Raw genomic sequence first — 16,443 nt, forward strand, 5'->3', positions numbered from 1 at the left:
GCTATGATTATAACGATTGGTAAACCTTGGGCCGTTTGTGAAAAAGGCGGCAGACAAAACAACGAGGATTCTATCTATCCGTTACCAGAAATGGTAAATTCCAATCAAAAGCTATTTCTGGTCTGCGATGGAGTAGGCGGATCGGAAAAAGGAGAGATTGCCAGCTCATTAGCTTGCGAATCTTTTCAAAGTTTTTTCTCTACCTTTCTGGAAGAAGAGCCGTCGGAAGAATTTATCAATAAAGCGATCAGGTATACAGAAGCACGTTTTGACGACTATGTAAATTTACATCCGGAGGCTAAAGGAATGGCTACTACATTAACGATGGTGTCTGTCGGGATTTCAGGTATAACGCTTGCCCACATCGGAGATAGCCGGATCTATCAGTTTCGTCGGGGGGAGATTATCTACCAGACAGAAGACCATTCATTGGTAAATTCCCTCGTCAAGTTAGGAAAAATTAGTAAAGAAGAAGCGCTCACCCATCCTCAGAAAAATGTAATTATTCGTGCAATACAAGGAACGGAACATCCAACAGAAGCTGATGTAGCCTTATTAAACGATATACAAGCTGGCGATTTCTTTTTTATGTGTACCGACGGTGTGTTGGAACGCCTTAAGAATGAGGATTTATCATATATCTTTTCCACTCACAACAATCCGGAAGACATTAAAGATACTATCATGGCCTCTTGTTGCGGAAAAACCAGGGACAACTTTTCTTTTTATATTTTACCAGTTCAAAATGTTGGTGAATCTATCGGAATAAAACAAAATATTCTCTCTTTCCTTTATTCTTTTATATAAATAACGTAATTTTGGCAGATTAAAAAGAGAATTGCACGAGAAGTTATGAATTTGCCAAACGGACATCTTCTTCAAAATGGAAAATATAGGCTTACCCATATAGTTGGTCAGGGCGGCTTTGGTATAACTTACAAAGGCGTTTGGTTTACAGAGGTTAAAGGACCGCTGGGAACTATCAAAACCGAGGTTCCTATATGCGTAAAAGAATATTTTTTCAAAGATTACTGTTACAGAGATCCTGAGTCTTATGCTGTCAGGGTGCATTCTGAAACGGGAAGGGCTCTTTTTGATAAGTTCAAAGAAAAGCTGATCAAAGAAGCGAAGATATTATCTGAAGTCCATCATCCGCATATTGTTAATGTATTGGAAGTATTTGAAGAAAATGATACTGCCTATATTGCTATGGAGTATATTTCGGGTAATAGCCTTAAATATATGATGGATAAGGAAGGCGTTTTATCTGAAGCTAAAGTGTTGAGATATGTTCATCAGATCGGGGAGGCTCTACAGTTTGTTCATGAGAAAAATATTCTTCACCTGGATATCAAGCCCAGTAATATACTGATCGATCAGAGTGGCAAAGCCCGACTGATTGATTTCGGTGTAAGTAAACGATATGATATCGAACAGCAGGAAACGAGTACTACAATGTTAACCTTATCGAAAGGTTTTGCATCTATCGAGCAATACGACAATGAGGGGACCCAAAATTTTTCTCCATGTCCGGATATTTATTCGTTAGGAGCAACGATGTATAATCTGTTGACCGGAAAGATACCAACGGAATCTATTCTGCGGGCAACACGTCCCTTACCGGCTCCCAGTGAACTGAATCCGGCTATTTCTGCTAAAACAGAGGCTGCTATTATCAAAGCGATGCAAATTATTCCGGCAGACCGTTTCCAGTCTGTATCGGAAATGCTTGCGGAACTAGACTTTCCCCAGATTGAAGAAGAGACAGTAAAGAGAAATATATCGTCACCTGAGTATTTTGAGGAAGACGAGACAACAATCTTATTTACAACTCGTCTGCCTCAATCAAAAGGAGTGGAAGACGATGAAACGGTATTGAATAACATTGATATACCCGCTGTGCCTAAAAAGAAAAAAAGAAAAGTTACGTTAATATCTTTACTTATTATTATATTTGCAAGTATAGGTTCGGCGGTAGCTCTCTTTGTACAACGGCATAAACCGACACCTCCGGTTGCAGAGATGGTAAATGCGACACCGGAAGGGAAAACAGATCCTGTAGAGGAGCCGGTTATATCGGATGTGATGGAAGAAAGTGATATGCCCGAAGTTATTGAAGAAAAAACAAAAACTGAAAGTGTAAATGATGGTAAAACAAATAAAGATCAACAGGAAGCCCAAACCAAACCGGAAATTAAGCCTGAGGTTGTTGCACAACAACCGGCTTCTGTAAAACCGGAGGTTAAGCCCGAAGTGAGAAATGTTGAACAACCGGTAACCAGGTTGCCGGAACGCTCGAAAGAAGAAATTAATGCAGAATATCTATCTTTGATCAATTCAGGAAAAGAGAAGATGACAACTGCTGATTTCTCTGGTGCAAAAGCTGATTTTACTAAGGCTTCAGAGATCAAAATGACACAGGAGTTGTTTGATCTTATTGGAGATTGTAAACTCAAAGAAAATGAAAGTAATCTGGCAAAGCGAAAAGCCCAATACGAAGAAAAGATGTCTTTTGGAAAATATACAATTGTACGAAAGAAATCAACCGGGAATTATGGTGCTATTGATGCTGAAGCGATGGAGCACATTCCTTGTAATTACAAGAATGTAGGAAAAGCAGATAATGGACGGGCATTTGAGCGTGCCGACGGTTTGTTTGACATATATAATACAGAAGGAATGTTGATTAATCAAGGTGTACCGTATTATTAAATGTGTTTATGAAAAGACTTTGGATACTTATCTTACTCGTTATTGTGCTTCCGGAATGTTTATTGGCACAACAACGGACAGAATACAATAGAAAAGGCGACGAAGCAATGAAGCGCCAGGATTATAGTGATGCAAGGATGTGGTACGAAGAAGGGATCAGCAATTGCGATTCATACAGTATCAATCAGTTGACCGCTATATGGAAGACAAATAAAAAAATGCGTGCCTCTATGCGCAGTTTAATGACCAAATGCTTGAACTGTCTGACTGTAAAAGCAACAGACAATGACTCGACGGCAGTTGCTCAACTAATTGTATATTATAATGAAGGTATAGGAACTCCTATCAGTGAAGAGTTAGCTTCCTATTGGAGTGACCGGTTGGAAGAACTTCGTAAACCGGTAGAACCGATAACCTATGTTCCCGTACAAGAGAGAAAGCCGAGAGAACCTATGAAGTTCTTCGCCGGGTATGCTTTTTCTATTGAAGCACCTTATGGTCTGACAGTAGGAGGGGTAGGTGAAAGATTTGGCTGGTATGCCAGGTTCAGGACGAATATGTCTTTTGATGATTATACGGGTGAGTGTCGGGGAGATAATGAATTGCTTCCTCTACCGGAGAATGAAGCATATCAGTTTAGCAATAGGAAAAAGTCTAATAATATGGCTGCTTTAGCAGGGGTAGTTATCAAATGTACACCGTGGTTATACACTTCTGTTGGATTAGGATATGGAAAACGAGAACTTTTATACGAGTATACAACAACCGATCGTTCAGACTCTAATAATAAGAATACCATTTGGGCTAAAAACACAGATTATTCTTATGAAGGAATTGCTGCCGATCTGGATTTTATGGTGAAGTTCGGTTCTGTATTTGTTAGTGCAGGTTGTAATACCCTGAATTTTAAGTATATTGATCTTAATGCCGGTATTGGTGTATTCTTTTAATTGATAATAACATGAAACAATTATACTTACTATTATTCACATTGTTTGCTATAAGTTTATCCGGATGTCTGGAAGAACCGGACATGGATCCAACTCTCCAAAATGCTTTTGCTCCGGAGTTAGAGAAATTTACACCTGCTAACGTTGATATCACAGCTACAACGATTGTTGCAAGAGCTACAGTAAAAAAAGAAAATGGTGATCCGGTCATAGAGCGTGGTTTTATCTATTGGTTGAAAAATACTGACAAAGTTGAGACTAAAAAAGAGACTAATGTAGAAAATGGAAAAGGAGAATTTAAACAGGAAATAGAAGGATTGAAGAATGATACTGTTTATTACATTAGTCCATTTGCAAGGAATAAGAAAGGTATAACTTATGGAGATACCTTAGATATTAATACGAAAAAAGGAATTGGTAACGTCATTACTTCAGAAGTTACAGGGATAACAGCAACTTCTGCCATAGTAGGAGGTACAATCAGGGATAAAGGAGAAGGTGAAATCAAAATGATAGGTTTCAATTTATATAAGAACTCAGAATTAGATTCAGTTATCAAGATTGATATAGATGAAATGTTAACAGATTCTACATTTATCCATACACTAACTAAATTGGAACCTGAAACCGATTATGTCATTGAAGCTGTTGTTAAGAATGACTTCGGACAATTCAATACAAATAAGCAAAGCTTTAAGACACCGGATGGGCATCCAGAGCTCGGATTACTCTCTCCAATAGAATTTGATTATACAACCGTAACTGTCAGAGCCAAACTAATAGAAAAAGGGGATGGAGAGTTAGATTCAATAGGTTTCTGCTGGAGTGAAGTCAAAGATATAAACAGACCTAATATTGAACAAGACTCAACTATAAAATGTACAGTAGATGCAGAAGGCTTTTTTGTAGGTGTAATACCTAATCTAAAGGCGCAAACACAGTATTTTGTACATGCTTATGCCGCAAATGATTTTGGTGTGGTTTATACTTCTGAGAGTATAGTTGTTTCGGCTAAAAGTGATGCACCTACTATTTTTATGGATGAAGCTTTGAATTATAAGATGGAAGCAGGTACAGTAACAGTAACCGGCGTTTTGCAGAACGATGGCAGAAGTGAGGTTTCTGAGATTATCATTTGCTGCTCATCATCCGAAACACCTAAGCCTGGAAAAAATGAAAGGGAAATATGTTTAAATAGAAAAAATCTGGACGCTGATAATAAGTTTGAAGTATCTTTCGATAAACTGAAAGGTAATAAAACATATAAAGTTGTAGCTTATGCTACAAATGATTTCGCTAAAGAAACACCTAGTAACATTGTTTCGTTTACTACTCCGAATATTTTTTCAAGTTTAAAAATGTTTGAAGAAAAAGGACGTACACAGTTTGCTGCCTTCTCTTTAGGCAATATGGCTTTTGTTTTGGGTGGTGATATGGGAGCTGAACGAACAGATGAATTGCAAGGATATGATGCAGATTCAGGAGAGTGGATAAAACTTATCTATCCTAAGAAAGCTTCAAATATATCAGTTTGTACTAATGGAAATACAGTTTATACATTTGGTGGAAAGCAGTCAGGTATAGGTCTGGCACATATACAGGAATGTTATTCATATTCGTATGAAGAGAATAGCTGGAAAGATCTTCCAAAGTTGACTCTAGATAATCTTCGGTATGATGCTGTTAGTTTTGTTTCTAATGATGAGATTTACCTTATTGGAGGAGTTAATTTGAATTCAGTAGTTACGGATACAATCTATAGTTACAATATTAATACAAATACGGATTGGAAACCGCATGGTAAATTCCCTGCTCATATAAAAAATGGTATAGCATTAACGAATGGTGAGAATGTTTATGTTGGCTTAGGGGATAAAGGTGCAAATGAAAGTGACTTTGGGTTATGGACTTCTTCCGGAGATTTCCAGACTTGGGTCAAACTTGATGCTGAATTGCCAGGGGTAATGGGCAATGTATCCTCCGGAGTTATCTACAATAACAGTATATATGTTATTGATGACTTTGATATAATCTGGCAATATGATATAGCTAAAGATGAATGGTATAAGCGTTCCACATGTTCTTTGGGCAGTAAAAATAACAAGTTATATGTCTTGAATGATACGATTTATATTTTAGGCATGAATTATTTTGTCAAAAAACTAATGACGTACGACCCATCATGGGACAACTAATATGACTAGAGCCGATATATTAAACCAGATACAAAAAAACGTAGAGCGTTTGTCGGCTTCTGATTTGCCGGAATATAAATACATTCCGTTGCATCAGAAGCCGTCACCTTCCGTTCATTCGCTTCGGGAGATCATGCAGCTATTGCAGAAGGTGATCTTTCCGGGATTCTTTGGTTCTGAGCAGGAAGCGCAGTTTGATTCTATACAATATTATACAGGGGTATATCTGGAGCAGATATATGATTTGTTGCAGGAACAGATATACAATGGATTATGTTTTGAAGTAGATCGTTGCTGCGACTCCAAAGACCGTTCTTCGGAGATAGCGATCAGCTTTATCAATCAGATACCTCATATCAAATATCTTCTTTCGACAGATATTAAAGCAATCCTGGATGGCGACCCGGCAGCAAAGAGTATTAGCGAAATCATCTTTTGCTATCCGGCAGTACGTGCCATCCTCTATCAACGTGTAGCCCACGAATTATTGAAACTCGGAGTACCTGTTCTGCCACGTATCATTACAGAAATGGCACATTCGGATACCGGGATCGATATTCATCCGGGGGCACAGATCGGTGAGTACTTCAGTATAGACCATGGAACCGGTATCGTTGTCGGCCAGACTGCCATTATAGGAAATCATGTGCGTTTATATCAGGGAGTCACTTTGGGGGCGAAAAACTTTACGTTGGACGAAGAAGGATTACCTGTCGATATTCCCCGACATCCTATTCTTGAAGATTATGTAACTGTTTATTCCAACGCTTCGATACTTGGTCGTATCACGATTGGAGAAGGATCTGTGATAGGAGGTAATATCTGGTTGACCCATAGCGTACCACCCAACTCTAAGGTATTGCAGTCTCGAGCCGTTGAAGATAAATAAACCTTTTTCTTTTTTTAGGTCAAAACACTACTGTAAATTAAAGAGAAATACGTATGTTTGCGTTACACCCTGACAGGGTTTAATACCTTAAATGCATACGTGATGAGCAAAGTAAAAACGTTAGATGACCTTCGGAAGATGCGCGAGTCCTTACGCACCTCCCTCGATTTACGCGAGAAAAGTAATAATCCCGAACAAATGGTTCAGATCAAGGTCGCGATGGCCACCTGTGGAATAGCGGCGGGTGCCAAAGAAGTGATGAGTTACTTTATTGAAGTACTCGATCGTGAACGTGTGGATGCACTGGTTACCCAAACCGGCTGTATGGGATATTGCTATGCAGAACCCACAGTTGAAATTACTGTTCCCGGTAAAGAACCGATCGTATTCGGGCGTGTCAACAGGACAAAAGTTGAAGAGATCGTTACTAATTATATCAAACAAGGTATTTTGGTGGATGATATTATACCTGTCAATTATAACTCGGTCGGTCCCGAATAACAAACCTATCCAAATACTTACATAATGGCACAATTTAGCAACTATATTCTGGTGTGCGGAGGAACAGGCTGCCGTGCATCTCAAAGCGAACTTATACTAGAAAACTTAAAGGAAGCAGTCAGGCAAAACGGTTTACAGGAGAGCGTACAGGTGATCCGGACCGGTTGTTTCGGCTTCTGTGAGAAAGGTCCTGTCGTAAAATTGATACCGGATAACACCTTCTATGTAGAAGTCAAACCGGAAGATGCGGAAGATATCGTGAACGAGCATCTGATAAAAGGGCGAAAAGTAGAACGTCTGCTCTACGTAAATCCGGAAACAAAAGAACTGATATTCGATTCCAAACATATCAACTTCTATAAAAAACAATTGCGTATCGCCTTGCGTAACTGTGGTTTTATCAATCCTGAGAACATCGACGAATACATTGCCCGTGACGGTTATATTGCTCTGGGTAAAGCCCTGACGGAAATGACACCCGATGAAGTGATCAAAGAGATCATCGATAGCGGACTGCGTGGCAGGGGCGGCGGTGGTTTCCCGACCGGACTCAAATGGCAGATCACCCGTAAGGTACAGGCTCCTCAGAAATATGTAGTCTGTAATGCCGACGAAGGAGACCCCGGTGCATTCATGGATCGTTCCATCCTGGAAGGCGATCCGCACTCCATTGTTGAAGCAATGGCTATCAACGGATACTGTACCGGAGCCAATAAAGGACTGGTTTATATCCGTGCCGAGTACCCGCTGGCCGTCGAACGGCTGAGAATAGCGATCCGGCAAGCCAAAGAATACGGCCTCCTGGGAGAAAACATCTTCGGAACGGATTTCTCTTTCGATATTCAGATACGTTACGGAGCCGGAGCATTTGTCTGCGGGGAAGAGACTGCGCTGATCCACAGTATGGAAGGTCTTCGTGGTGAAGCAACCGTGAAGCCGCCGTTCCCCAGTGAATGCGGGTATAAAGGCTGTCCGACCAATGTTAATAATGTAGAGACCTATGCCAATATCCCGGTTATCCTTCTGAAAGGAGCCAAATGGTTCAGTAGTATCGGAACGGAGAAAAGCAAAGGAACTAAAGTATTTGCCCTGGCCGGTAAAGTCAACAATGTCGGCCTGATAGAGGTACCGATGGGTACAACCCTTCGCGAAGTCATATTCGGCATCGGCGGGGGTATTAAAGACGGAAAGAAATTCAAAGCTGTACAAACCGGCGGACCGTCGGGTGGCTGTCTGACCGAGAAGCATCTTGACCTGCCTATCGACTACGACAACCTGATAGCTGCAGGTTCAATGATGGGATCGGGCGGTATGATCGTTATGGACGAAGACGATTGCATGGTCGCTATGGCCAAGTTCTATCTCGACTTCACGGTAGAAGAGTCGTGCGGTAAATGCGCTCCCTGTCGTATAGGGAATAAACGTCTGCATGAAATGCTGCAGAAGATCACGACGGGAAGGGCTACTATTGAAGATCTCGATAAACTGCGTAATCTCGCGATGGTGATCAAGGATACCGCTCTTTGTGGACTGGGACAAACCTCGCCCAACCCAGTTCTTTCTACTATGGACAACTTCTATGAGGAATATCTGGCGCATGTCGACGAACAGCGTTGTCCGTCTCACCAGTGCCGCGAACTTACTCAGTACTTTATCAATCCTGAGAAATGTAAGGGATGTACCATGTGTGCCCGTATCTGTCCGGTACATGCTATTACCGGCAGCCGGAAAGTTCCTCACACGATCGACTCGGAAATATGTATCCGTTGCGGATCATGTATAGAGAAATGTAAGTTCGATGCTATTTACGTACACTAAAAGGCCGTTGACAATTGACAGATTAAAGATATGGAAAATATAAAACTAACGATAGATAACAGAGAAGTGGAAGTCCCCAAAGGCACCACCGTTCTTGACGCAGCAAGGAGTATGGGTATCCGTATCCCGACACTTTGCCACATGAAACTTGAAGATTTGAATTATGAGAATAATCCCGGAGCCTGCCGTATCTGCGTAGTGGAGATAGAAGGCCGCCGTAACCTGGCACCGTCCTGTAAAACAGAATGTACGGAAGGAATGGTTGTCAGAACCCATACGCCGCGAGTAATGAATGCCCGTAAGACCGTGATGGAACTGATCCTGTCGAATCATCCGGCCGGATGTCTTACTTGTAGCAGTAACGGTTACTGCGAACTTCAGACAATAGCTCACGACCTAGGTATTCGAGAGATAAGATACCAGGGCGAACAATCCACCTTCGAGATCGACCGTTCGCCGTCAATCGTACGCAACATGAATAAATGCATCATGTGTCGCCGGTGCGAGACCATGTGCAACAGTATACAGACCGTCGGTGCACTGACAGCCGTCAACCGTGGTTTCAATGCTGCCGTGTCGACTGCCTTTGAACGCGATATAGCCGGAAGTACCTGTTCTTATTGCGGACAATGTGTATCCGTTTGTCCGGTAAATGCCCTGAGCGGACGTAATACGCAGCAGCCCGTACTCGATGCCTTGGCCGATCCGACCAAGATCGTGATTGCACAAACCGCTCCTGCCGTCCGCACCGCCTTGGGACGTGACTTCGGTTGCGAACCGGGAACGCTGGTCACCGGAAAGATGGTATCGGCCCTCCGCCAGTTAGGTTTCGATTATGTGTTCGATACGGATTTTGCAGCCGACCTGACCATTATGGAAGAAGGTACGGAGCTATTGCAACGTCTGGGCAAATACCTGTCGGGTGACGAGGAAGTAAAGATACCGATGATGACCAGCTGTTGTCCCGGCTGGGTAAGTTTTGTTGAGCAGCATTTCCCTGAATTACTAGGTAACCTTTCCACAGCAAAGAGTCCGCAACAGATGTTCGGGGCCATAGCTAAAAGCTATTTCGCTGAAAAGCTGGGGGTAGACCGAAAGAAGATCGTGGTGGTATCCATCATGCCTTGCCTGGCTAAGAAATACGAAGCCAGCCGTCCCGAGTTTGCCAGCGAAGGAAATCCGGATGTCGATATCTCCATCTATACCCGCGAACTGGCCCGTCTGATCCGTTATGCGAATATCAACTTCAACGAGCTTCCCGACAGCGATTTCGACCATCCTCTCGGCGAGTCGACCGGTGCGGGAGTTATCTTCGGAACAACCGGAGGCGTAATAGAAGCAGCCTGCCGTACAGCTTACGAACTATATACAAAGAAGCCTCTAGAGAAAATTGAATTTAAGGAATTACGCGGTTTGGAGGGTATCCGCAGTGGAACGATCAACTTCGACGGTACACCTGTGAAGATCGGTATCGCTCATGGCCTGGGTAATGCCCGCAAACTGGTAGAAGAGGTGAAGAGTGGCAAATCTCCTTATCACGTCATTGAAGTAATGGCCTGCCCTGGCGGCTGTATTGGAGGAGGCGGACAACCGTTCCATCAGGGACGCATAGAAGTTCTTCGCAAACGGGCAGCTGCCCTTTATAGTGAAGACGAAAGCAAGCCGCTTCGTAAGAGCCATGAAAACCCTTATATTCAGCAGTTATATAAAGAATACCTGGGTGAACCTTGCGGACCAAGGGCTCATCAGTTATTGCATACTCACTACTTCGACCGTAAAGAAGTAGTCAATATGTTTTTGGAAACCGATAAAGACGAATAAGCCATGGAAAAGATACATTTGCCCCAGTCAAAAGTAAAAGAACTGCATGCCGTATGCAAAGATCACGACAACGATCCCGGTGAACTAATCAATATACTGCATGCCGCACAGGAAATATTCGGTTACCTTCCCCGTGAAGTACAAGAGATGGTTGCTGCCGAACTGCATATCCCGGTGTCACGTGTGTATGGCGTGGTTACTTTCTATTCGTTCTTTACCATGACTCCGAAAGGGAAATACCCGATCTCCGTCTGCCTGGGAACAGCCTGTTATGTGCGTGGAGCAGAGAAAGTACTGGATGAATTCCAACGTCAACTGGAGATAAAAATAGGGGAGACTACTTCCGACGGACTGTTCTCCTTAGATTGCCTCCGTTGTGTGGGTGCCTGTGGACTGGCCCCCGTTGTAACGATAGGAGGTAAGGTATACGGAAGAATTACCCCTGAAAAGGTAAGGGATATCTTGTCGGAGTATTACATTCGCGAAGAATAAAAGTTTTTCCGAAAAATGCATTCATGCCTTCATTTTGCTTATAATGACTTAATTATCAACGAATAGCGATATGAAGGCAAATTGAAAATTGGGTTCATATCTGCCTTCATAGATGACAGATGGCAGATACAATTGCAAATAAAACAGCAGTCTGTCATCGTATAATAGATTAGTTATCAGTATGATATAAAGGATTATGACAGATGACAGATAAAATCATAAAACTTTTGTGTAGGAAGAAGTTGCATATCTTGATGGAGTAGGAAGCTCCCGGTTAATCCGTAGCATACGACTAACTAAGATCAAAGACGGCAGCAACTAGTACAAAGGTCGTAACAAACTAAAAATACCCTGTACACCTTGGTTCCCTAGGGTGTACAGGGTATTTTATTATGGTGTACAGGATGATCGGGTAGGGTGTACACCCTGGTAATAAAAGGTAATAACCTTTATCTTAGTACCTACCGACTTTTATTTTAGTTAGTGCCTACCTTATGGTTAGAAACGGCTAATAGAACCGCCACCTCCTGAGCGTCCTCCGCCCCAGGAACCTCCACCACCGCCAAAGCCTCCACCGAAACCGCCGCCTCGTCCGCCACCACCAATGATGACAGGGCCTGTACTGCGTCTCAGCCGACTGATATTACGGTTTTTCTTTTCGGTATAGCCGCAATTTTTACATCGGTAAGTCTCTTCTGCCAATCCTTCTGCGCTGTAAGTCGCTCTCTGTATAACCTGCTGACCTACATATACCAATGTCTTTTGTCCGCAACGGGGGCAGATACGCGGACGGTATTTCAGATAAGAGACAAGGATAAAGATTCCGGCAGGGAATACGACAATCATAAAGATGAACAGCCACATAAAAAGGCCGTCATCCTCTGCCTGCCGGTTATGACCGCCACCTGTCATGGCAGCACGCTCATAGTCGCTCGCCATCAGATATTCCTTTACGGCGGCAACGCCTTTCAGCATACCTGTACTATAGTCTCCGGCTTTCAGGTCGGGGATCATATATTTTTGTTGCAGGCGGTAGGTAATAGCGTCGGGAAGTACCCCTTCCAGACCGTAGCCTGTCTCAAAAACGACAGAACGCTGGGTAGGCTCGGTGACAAGCTGGATCAATAAACCGTTATCTTTTCCCTTCTTTCCTAATCCCCAATGTTGGAACAGGTCGGTTGCGAACATGCGGGCATCGTTATCGCCAATGCTTTCAACGGCAACGACGGCGACTTCTATTCCCAGGCTGTCTTCGACAATCTGCAAAAGGCGATTGATACGATCCACGTCCTGCGGTTGGATAATTCCATCCGGGTTACTCACATGGTTATATCGGTCGGAGAGGCGTACATTGGGTATCGTCTCGACAGTATAATCCTGAGCAGCCAAAAGATGCAAAGGGAAAAGGGAAATCAGCAATATGCCGGTAAGCAGGACAGCCAGTAGGTGCCGGCTCACCGGTATTCTATTCAGATTATTCATTCTTTATCCGGACTTATTGGATTAGAATTCAACCTTTGGAGCTTTCTCCGCACCACTTTCCGCACTGAAATAGGCTTTAGGCTGGAAACCGAACATGCCGGCCAGGATATTGGTAGGGAAAGTACGGATGTAGGTATTATAAGATTGTGCCGTTTCGTTGAAACGTTTACGTTCCACAGAGATACGGTTTTCCGTTCCTTCCAACTGTGCCTGCAGTTCCAAGAAGTTCTGATTGGCTTTCAGGTCCGGATAACGTTCCATTACGACCATCAGGCGGGAGAGGGCACTGCTCAATTCACCCTGCGCAGCCTGGAATTTCTTCATCGACTCTTCATTCAGGTTAGAAGGATCGATCGTCGTCTTGGTTGCTTCAGCGCGGGCACTTACTACCCCTTCCAATGTTTCTTTTTCGTGTGTTGCGTATCCTTTTACGGTATTTACCAGGTTGGGGATCAAGTCCATACGGCGTTGATACTGGTTCTCGACCTGGCTCCAAGCTGTTTTTACTCCTTCATCTTGCGTTACCATTGTGTTGTATGAGCCTTTCACCCAGGAGTAACCGGCAAATAAAAGTACCACGATAATGGCGAGCGTAATCCACAAAGCTTTGTTCTTAAACATTTTCTTTTTGCTTTAATTGTTATACATAGTTGTGCAAAGCTATATAAAAAACAGGATAGTATAAAGTTTGGTTTTATAGATTTAAGGATTGGTTCGAATATTACTAAATGTAAAACAATCTTTTTGTACTTTTGTTCATTCAACGTTACATAATGAAGACATCATGAAAGACTCGATAGCTTACTTACCTAGAGATAAACAGGAGGATCTGAACTTTTTGGTTAAAGAGATACTGAAAAGGTTACCTCAGACGGAATTTATTATTCTGTATGGTAGTTATGCAAGAGGGAATTATGTGCGCCGGAGTGTTCGGATTGAAGATGGCGGTATTCCTACCGTTAAAATATCTGATTATGATATTTATGTGGTAACGAGTGGTATCAACAGTAAGAAGGCGGATACTGTTCTGGATAACGTAGAAGATGTCTTTTTCGCCGGAAAGGATTTTGACCGTGACACGCCTGTTGAGTTTATCAACGATGATATCAATATGCTTAATAAATACTTGGAAGAGGGACGATATTTCTATACTCAAATTAAGCAGGAAGGAGTAGTCTTGTATGACAGCGGGAAATATAAGCTGGCTCGTCGTCGTAAACTTAACTTTGCGGAGATAAAAGAGCAGGCTCAGGAGTATTTTAAGGAGAAATTAAATGAAGCAAATGAGTTTTTAGTAGATACTATCAATGCGTATAATAGAGAAAACTATAAAAGAGCTTCTTTTTATCTTCACCAAGCTTGTGAGAATTACTACTATGCTATCCGTTTAACTTTTACATTACGAAATAATAAACAACATAACCTATCTAAACTATCCTCTTCCACTAAAAGGTATTCAGAGGATTTAGTAACAGTTTTTCCTCAGCATACTCTTGAGGAGAAACGACTTTTTACATTACTTAAGGCGGCTTATGTAGAAGCCCGGTATAATCCGTACTTTGTTGTTACTAAAGAGGATATTGATGCGCTTGTCCTGAAAGTAGAATTGCTCAGAAATATTACGATACGGATTTGTGAAATGAAGATCAAGGAGTACGAAGAGAGTGCTAATATGTAGAATGATATTTCTGAAATCTCTTTTGGGTTATCAATTGTTTTAGTTATTGTCAAATATGAGGGTTTCTATTATTATCAGAAATGAGCTATCTTTCATTACAAGGCAACGCCTTGTGCCACAGGCTCTATTTTGCCGTCGGTTTTTAACCGACGGACACAAAAGAAGAGGCTTTGCCTCCTGTCTTTTATGGGCTTCAGCCCCTTTAAGACAGGGATTAGCATTATATATCAAAGGGGTTAAAACCCACAGAGGAATCCGGCTTAGCCGGAGCATTTAATCTATCCGTCGGTTAAAAACCGACGGCAAAAGAGAGCCTACGGCATGAGGCGGAGCCTCATAAAAAAGACTCAAATATTGCTCCTACTTGAAGCTCACATTTTTCTAAATTGGCACATTAGTTCCTTATTACTCATTTCCTCATAGACTATGCTTATCACCCGATAAATAAAACCTATCGGCTTGCTGAACATATATTAATAAATATATCTACTTTTGCACTAAACAAATCTTAAACAACCAATAATTATGCGCAACACTAGTCTTAGTAAAATGGCAGTACTTCCTGTCGGACTACTTACATTAGCTTTAACGATGCCTTCATGCTCATCCAATGAGTATAAGAAACTTGAAGGCGACAAGGCAAAGCAGGTAGCCTCTATTATCCGTAATAACGGGTGTCTGGAATGTCACTCTGCCACGGCAAACATTCCATTCTATGGTAAACTTCCGATTATCGGCCCGGTCGTACAGGCTGATATGAAAGAAGGAACACACTATCTGGACCTGACCGCCATGATTACGGCCCTTGACAACGGACAAGCTGTGTCCGAAGTGGATTTGGCAAAAGTAGAGAACACTGCACTCAGCGGTTCAATGCCTCCTGTTAAATATTACACCATGCACTGGGGTACTAATCTGAACGATGACGAAAAGGCGGTTATTATCGCTTGGGCGAAAGAAGCTCGTAAAAACAACTATGTATCGCCTACTGTTGCCGAAGAGTTTGCTAACGAACCGGTTCAACCGTTGATGGCTTCCATCGCAACCGATCCGGCAAAAGTTGCTTTAGGATTTGATTTATATCACGATACTCGCCTGTCGGGTGATAACACGATCTCTTGTGCAACCTGTCACGGACTGAATACAGGAGGTGTCGATCGCAAACAATATTCAGAAGGTATCCACGGACAGTTCGGTGGAGTGAATGCTCCGACGGTGTACAATGCTGCACTTAACTTCGTTCAGTTCTGGGACGGACGTGCTGCCGACCTGAAAGAACAGGCTGCCGGACCTCCATTGAACCCGGTAGAGATGGGAAGTGCTTCATTCGATGAAATTTGTGCCAAACTGGCTGATGATAAGGAACTCAGCAAACGTTTCCTGGAAGTATTCCCGGAAGGTTTTACCGAATCGACCGTAACGGAAGCTATTGCTGAATTTGAAAAGACATTGCTTACCCCGAGCCGTTTCGACAATTACCTGAGAGGTGATAAGAATGCGCTCACTGCTGAAGAACTGGAAGGTTACCAGTTATTTAAAGACAACAAATGTGCAACTTGCCACGTAGGTATGAACCTCGGCGGACAGTCATACGAATATATGGGTATCAAAGATAACTATTTCGATTACCGTGGTACCGGGTTGACAGATGGTGACAACGGACGCTGGTCTGTAACGAAGAATGAATCCGATCGTCATAAATTTAAAACACCGACATTACGTAACGTAATGCTTACGGCACCGTATATGCACGATGGTTCGATCACTACAATTGAGGATGCTATCCAGGTAATGCATGAATTCCAGATCGGACGCCATATTTCAGATACGGAAACAGCTAAGATCGTAGCCTTCCTGAATACGCTGACCGGCGAATATGACGGAAAACTTCTCCAATAAATACAA

13 protein-coding genes are annotated in these 16,443 nt (G+C 42.5%); 11 read left to right on the forward strand and 2 right to left on the reverse strand.

Features of this window, described 5'->3' with window-relative positions:
* The first annotated feature begins 3 nt into the window (after nucleotides 1-3).
* From BQ7394_RS10920 to BQ7394_RS10960, 9 genes are all read left to right on the forward strand, one after another.
* On the forward strand, nucleotides 4-807 hold the full coding sequence (locus BQ7394_RS10920) for a PP2C family protein-serine/threonine phosphatase (RefSeq protein WP_075557470.1): 804 nt from the start codon (nucleotides 4-6) through the stop codon (nucleotides 805-807).
* 45 nt (nucleotides 808-852) lie between these two features.
* Nucleotides 853-2,712 (forward strand): serine/threonine protein kinase, encoded by a 1,860-nt coding sequence (locus BQ7394_RS10925; RefSeq protein WP_075557471.1) that lies wholly within the window; start codon nucleotides 853-855, stop codon nucleotides 2,710-2,712.
* 8 nt (nucleotides 2,713-2,720) lie between these two features.
* Nucleotides 2,721-3,662, forward strand: a complete 942-nt coding sequence (locus BQ7394_RS10930; protein ID WP_075557472.1) for a hypothetical protein — start codon at nucleotides 2,721-2,723, stop codon at nucleotides 3,660-3,662.
* Between the two features lie 11 nt (nucleotides 3,663-3,673).
* Nucleotides 3,674-5,857 (forward strand): Kelch repeat-containing protein, encoded by a 2,184-nt coding sequence (locus tag BQ7394_RS10935; RefSeq protein WP_075557473.1) that lies wholly within the window; start codon nucleotides 3,674-3,676, stop codon nucleotides 5,855-5,857.
* A 1-nt stretch (nucleotide 5,858) separates the two neighbouring features.
* A complete protein-coding gene (locus BQ7394_RS10940) occupies nucleotides 5,859-6,746 on the forward strand; it encodes a serine O-acetyltransferase (RefSeq protein WP_075557474.1) in 888 nt (295 codons plus the stop codon).
* 102 nt (nucleotides 6,747-6,848) lie between these two features.
* Nucleotides 6,849-7,247 carry a (2Fe-2S) ferredoxin domain-containing protein gene (locus tag BQ7394_RS10945; RefSeq protein ID WP_075559980.1) on the forward strand — a complete coding sequence of 133 codons (399 nt, stop codon included), beginning with the start codon at nucleotides 6,849-6,851 and terminating at the stop codon, nucleotides 7,245-7,247.
* A gap of 24 nt (nucleotides 7,248-7,271) precedes the next feature.
* On the forward strand, nucleotides 7,272-9,065 hold the full coding sequence (locus BQ7394_RS10950) for an NADH-ubiquinone oxidoreductase-F iron-sulfur binding region domain-containing protein (protein ID WP_075557475.1): 1,794 nt from the start codon (nucleotides 7,272-7,274) through the stop codon (nucleotides 9,063-9,065).
* Nucleotides 9,066-9,095: 30 nt separating this feature from the next.
* Nucleotides 9,096-10,886, forward strand: a complete 1,791-nt coding sequence (locus BQ7394_RS10955) for an NADH-dependent [FeFe] hydrogenase, group A6 (RefSeq protein ID WP_075557476.1) — start codon at nucleotides 9,096-9,098, stop codon at nucleotides 10,884-10,886.
* A gap of 3 nt (nucleotides 10,887-10,889) precedes the next feature.
* On the forward strand, nucleotides 10,890-11,378 hold the full coding sequence (locus BQ7394_RS10960) for an NADH-quinone oxidoreductase subunit NuoE family protein (protein ID WP_075557477.1): 489 nt from the start codon (nucleotides 10,890-10,892) through the stop codon (nucleotides 11,376-11,378).
* 498 nt (nucleotides 11,379-11,876) lie between these two features.
* Here the strand turns inward: BQ7394_RS10960 and BQ7394_RS10965 are convergent, their stop codons facing one another.
* Both BQ7394_RS10965 and BQ7394_RS10970 read right to left on the reverse strand, forming a co-directional pair.
* Entirely contained in the window at nucleotides 11,877-12,860 is a 984-nt protein-coding gene (locus BQ7394_RS10965; RefSeq protein ID WP_075557478.1) for a TPM domain-containing protein, read from the reverse strand.
* A gap of 21 nt (nucleotides 12,861-12,881) precedes the next feature.
* Nucleotides 12,882-13,481: a LemA family protein gene (locus tag BQ7394_RS10970; RefSeq protein ID WP_075557479.1), complete on the reverse strand. Its 600-nt coding sequence runs from the start codon at nucleotides 13,479-13,481 to the stop codon at nucleotides 12,882-12,884.
* Nucleotides 13,482-13,644: 163 nt separating this feature from the next.
* On the opposite strand from BQ7394_RS10970, the gene BQ7394_RS10975 reads away from it, so the two are divergent.
* Together BQ7394_RS10975 and BQ7394_RS10980 are read left to right on the forward strand one after the other, a co-directional pair.
* A complete protein-coding gene (locus BQ7394_RS10975; protein WP_075557480.1) occupies nucleotides 13,645-14,538 on the forward strand; it encodes a HEPN domain-containing protein in 894 nt (297 codons plus the stop codon).
* Nucleotides 14,539-15,063: 525 nt separating this feature from the next.
* Nucleotides 15,064-16,437 (forward strand): cytochrome c peroxidase, encoded by a 1,374-nt coding sequence (locus tag BQ7394_RS10980; protein ID WP_075557481.1) that lies wholly within the window; start codon nucleotides 15,064-15,066, stop codon nucleotides 16,435-16,437.
* The last annotated feature ends 6 nt before the right edge of the window (nucleotides 16,438-16,443 follow it).

Origin of the sequence: Parabacteroides timonensis, assembly GCF_900128505.1 — a bacterium.
Classification (GTDB): domain Bacteria; phylum Bacteroidota; class Bacteroidia; order Bacteroidales; family Tannerellaceae; genus Parabacteroides; species Parabacteroides timonensis.

What these genes read in the sequence shown, in the direction of transcription:
- BQ7394_RS10920 (WP_075557470.1), top strand. Translation starts at nt 4, where the DNA reads ATGATTATAACGATTGGTAAACCTTGGGCCGTTTGTGAAAAAGGCGGC.
- BQ7394_RS10925 (WP_075557471.1), top strand. Translation starts at nt 853, where the DNA reads ATGAATTTGCCAAACGGACATCTTCTTCAAAATGGAAAATATAGGCTT.
- BQ7394_RS10930 (WP_075557472.1), top strand. Translation starts at nt 2,721, where the DNA reads ATGAAAAGACTTTGGATACTTATCTTACTCGTTATTGTGCTTCCGGAA.
- BQ7394_RS10935 (WP_075557473.1), top strand. Translation starts at nt 3,674, where the DNA reads ATGAAACAATTATACTTACTATTATTCACATTGTTTGCTATAAGTTTA.
- BQ7394_RS10940 (WP_075557474.1), top strand. Translation starts at nt 5,859, where the DNA reads ATGACTAGAGCCGATATATTAAACCAGATACAAAAAAACGTAGAGCGT.
- BQ7394_RS10945 (WP_075559980.1), top strand. Translation starts at nt 6,849, where the DNA reads ATGAGCAAAGTAAAAACGTTAGATGACCTTCGGAAGATGCGCGAGTCC.
- BQ7394_RS10950 (WP_075557475.1), top strand. Translation starts at nt 7,272, where the DNA reads ATGGCACAATTTAGCAACTATATTCTGGTGTGCGGAGGAACAGGCTGC.
- BQ7394_RS10955 (WP_075557476.1), top strand. Translation starts at nt 9,096, where the DNA reads ATGGAAAATATAAAACTAACGATAGATAACAGAGAAGTGGAAGTCCCC.
- BQ7394_RS10960 (WP_075557477.1), top strand. Translation starts at nt 10,890, where the DNA reads ATGGAAAAGATACATTTGCCCCAGTCAAAAGTAAAAGAACTGCATGCC.
- BQ7394_RS10965 (WP_075557478.1), bottom strand. Translation starts at nt 12,860, where the DNA reads ATGAATAATCTGAATAGAATACCGGTGAGCCGGCACCTACTGGCTGTC.
- BQ7394_RS10970 (WP_075557479.1), bottom strand. Translation starts at nt 13,481, where the DNA reads ATGTTTAAGAACAAAGCTTTGTGGATTACGCTCGCCATTATCGTGGTA.
- BQ7394_RS10975 (WP_075557480.1), top strand. Translation starts at nt 13,645, where the DNA reads ATGAAAGACTCGATAGCTTACTTACCTAGAGATAAACAGGAGGATCTG.
- BQ7394_RS10980 (WP_075557481.1), top strand. Translation starts at nt 15,064, where the DNA reads ATGCGCAACACTAGTCTTAGTAAAATGGCAGTACTTCCTGTCGGACTA.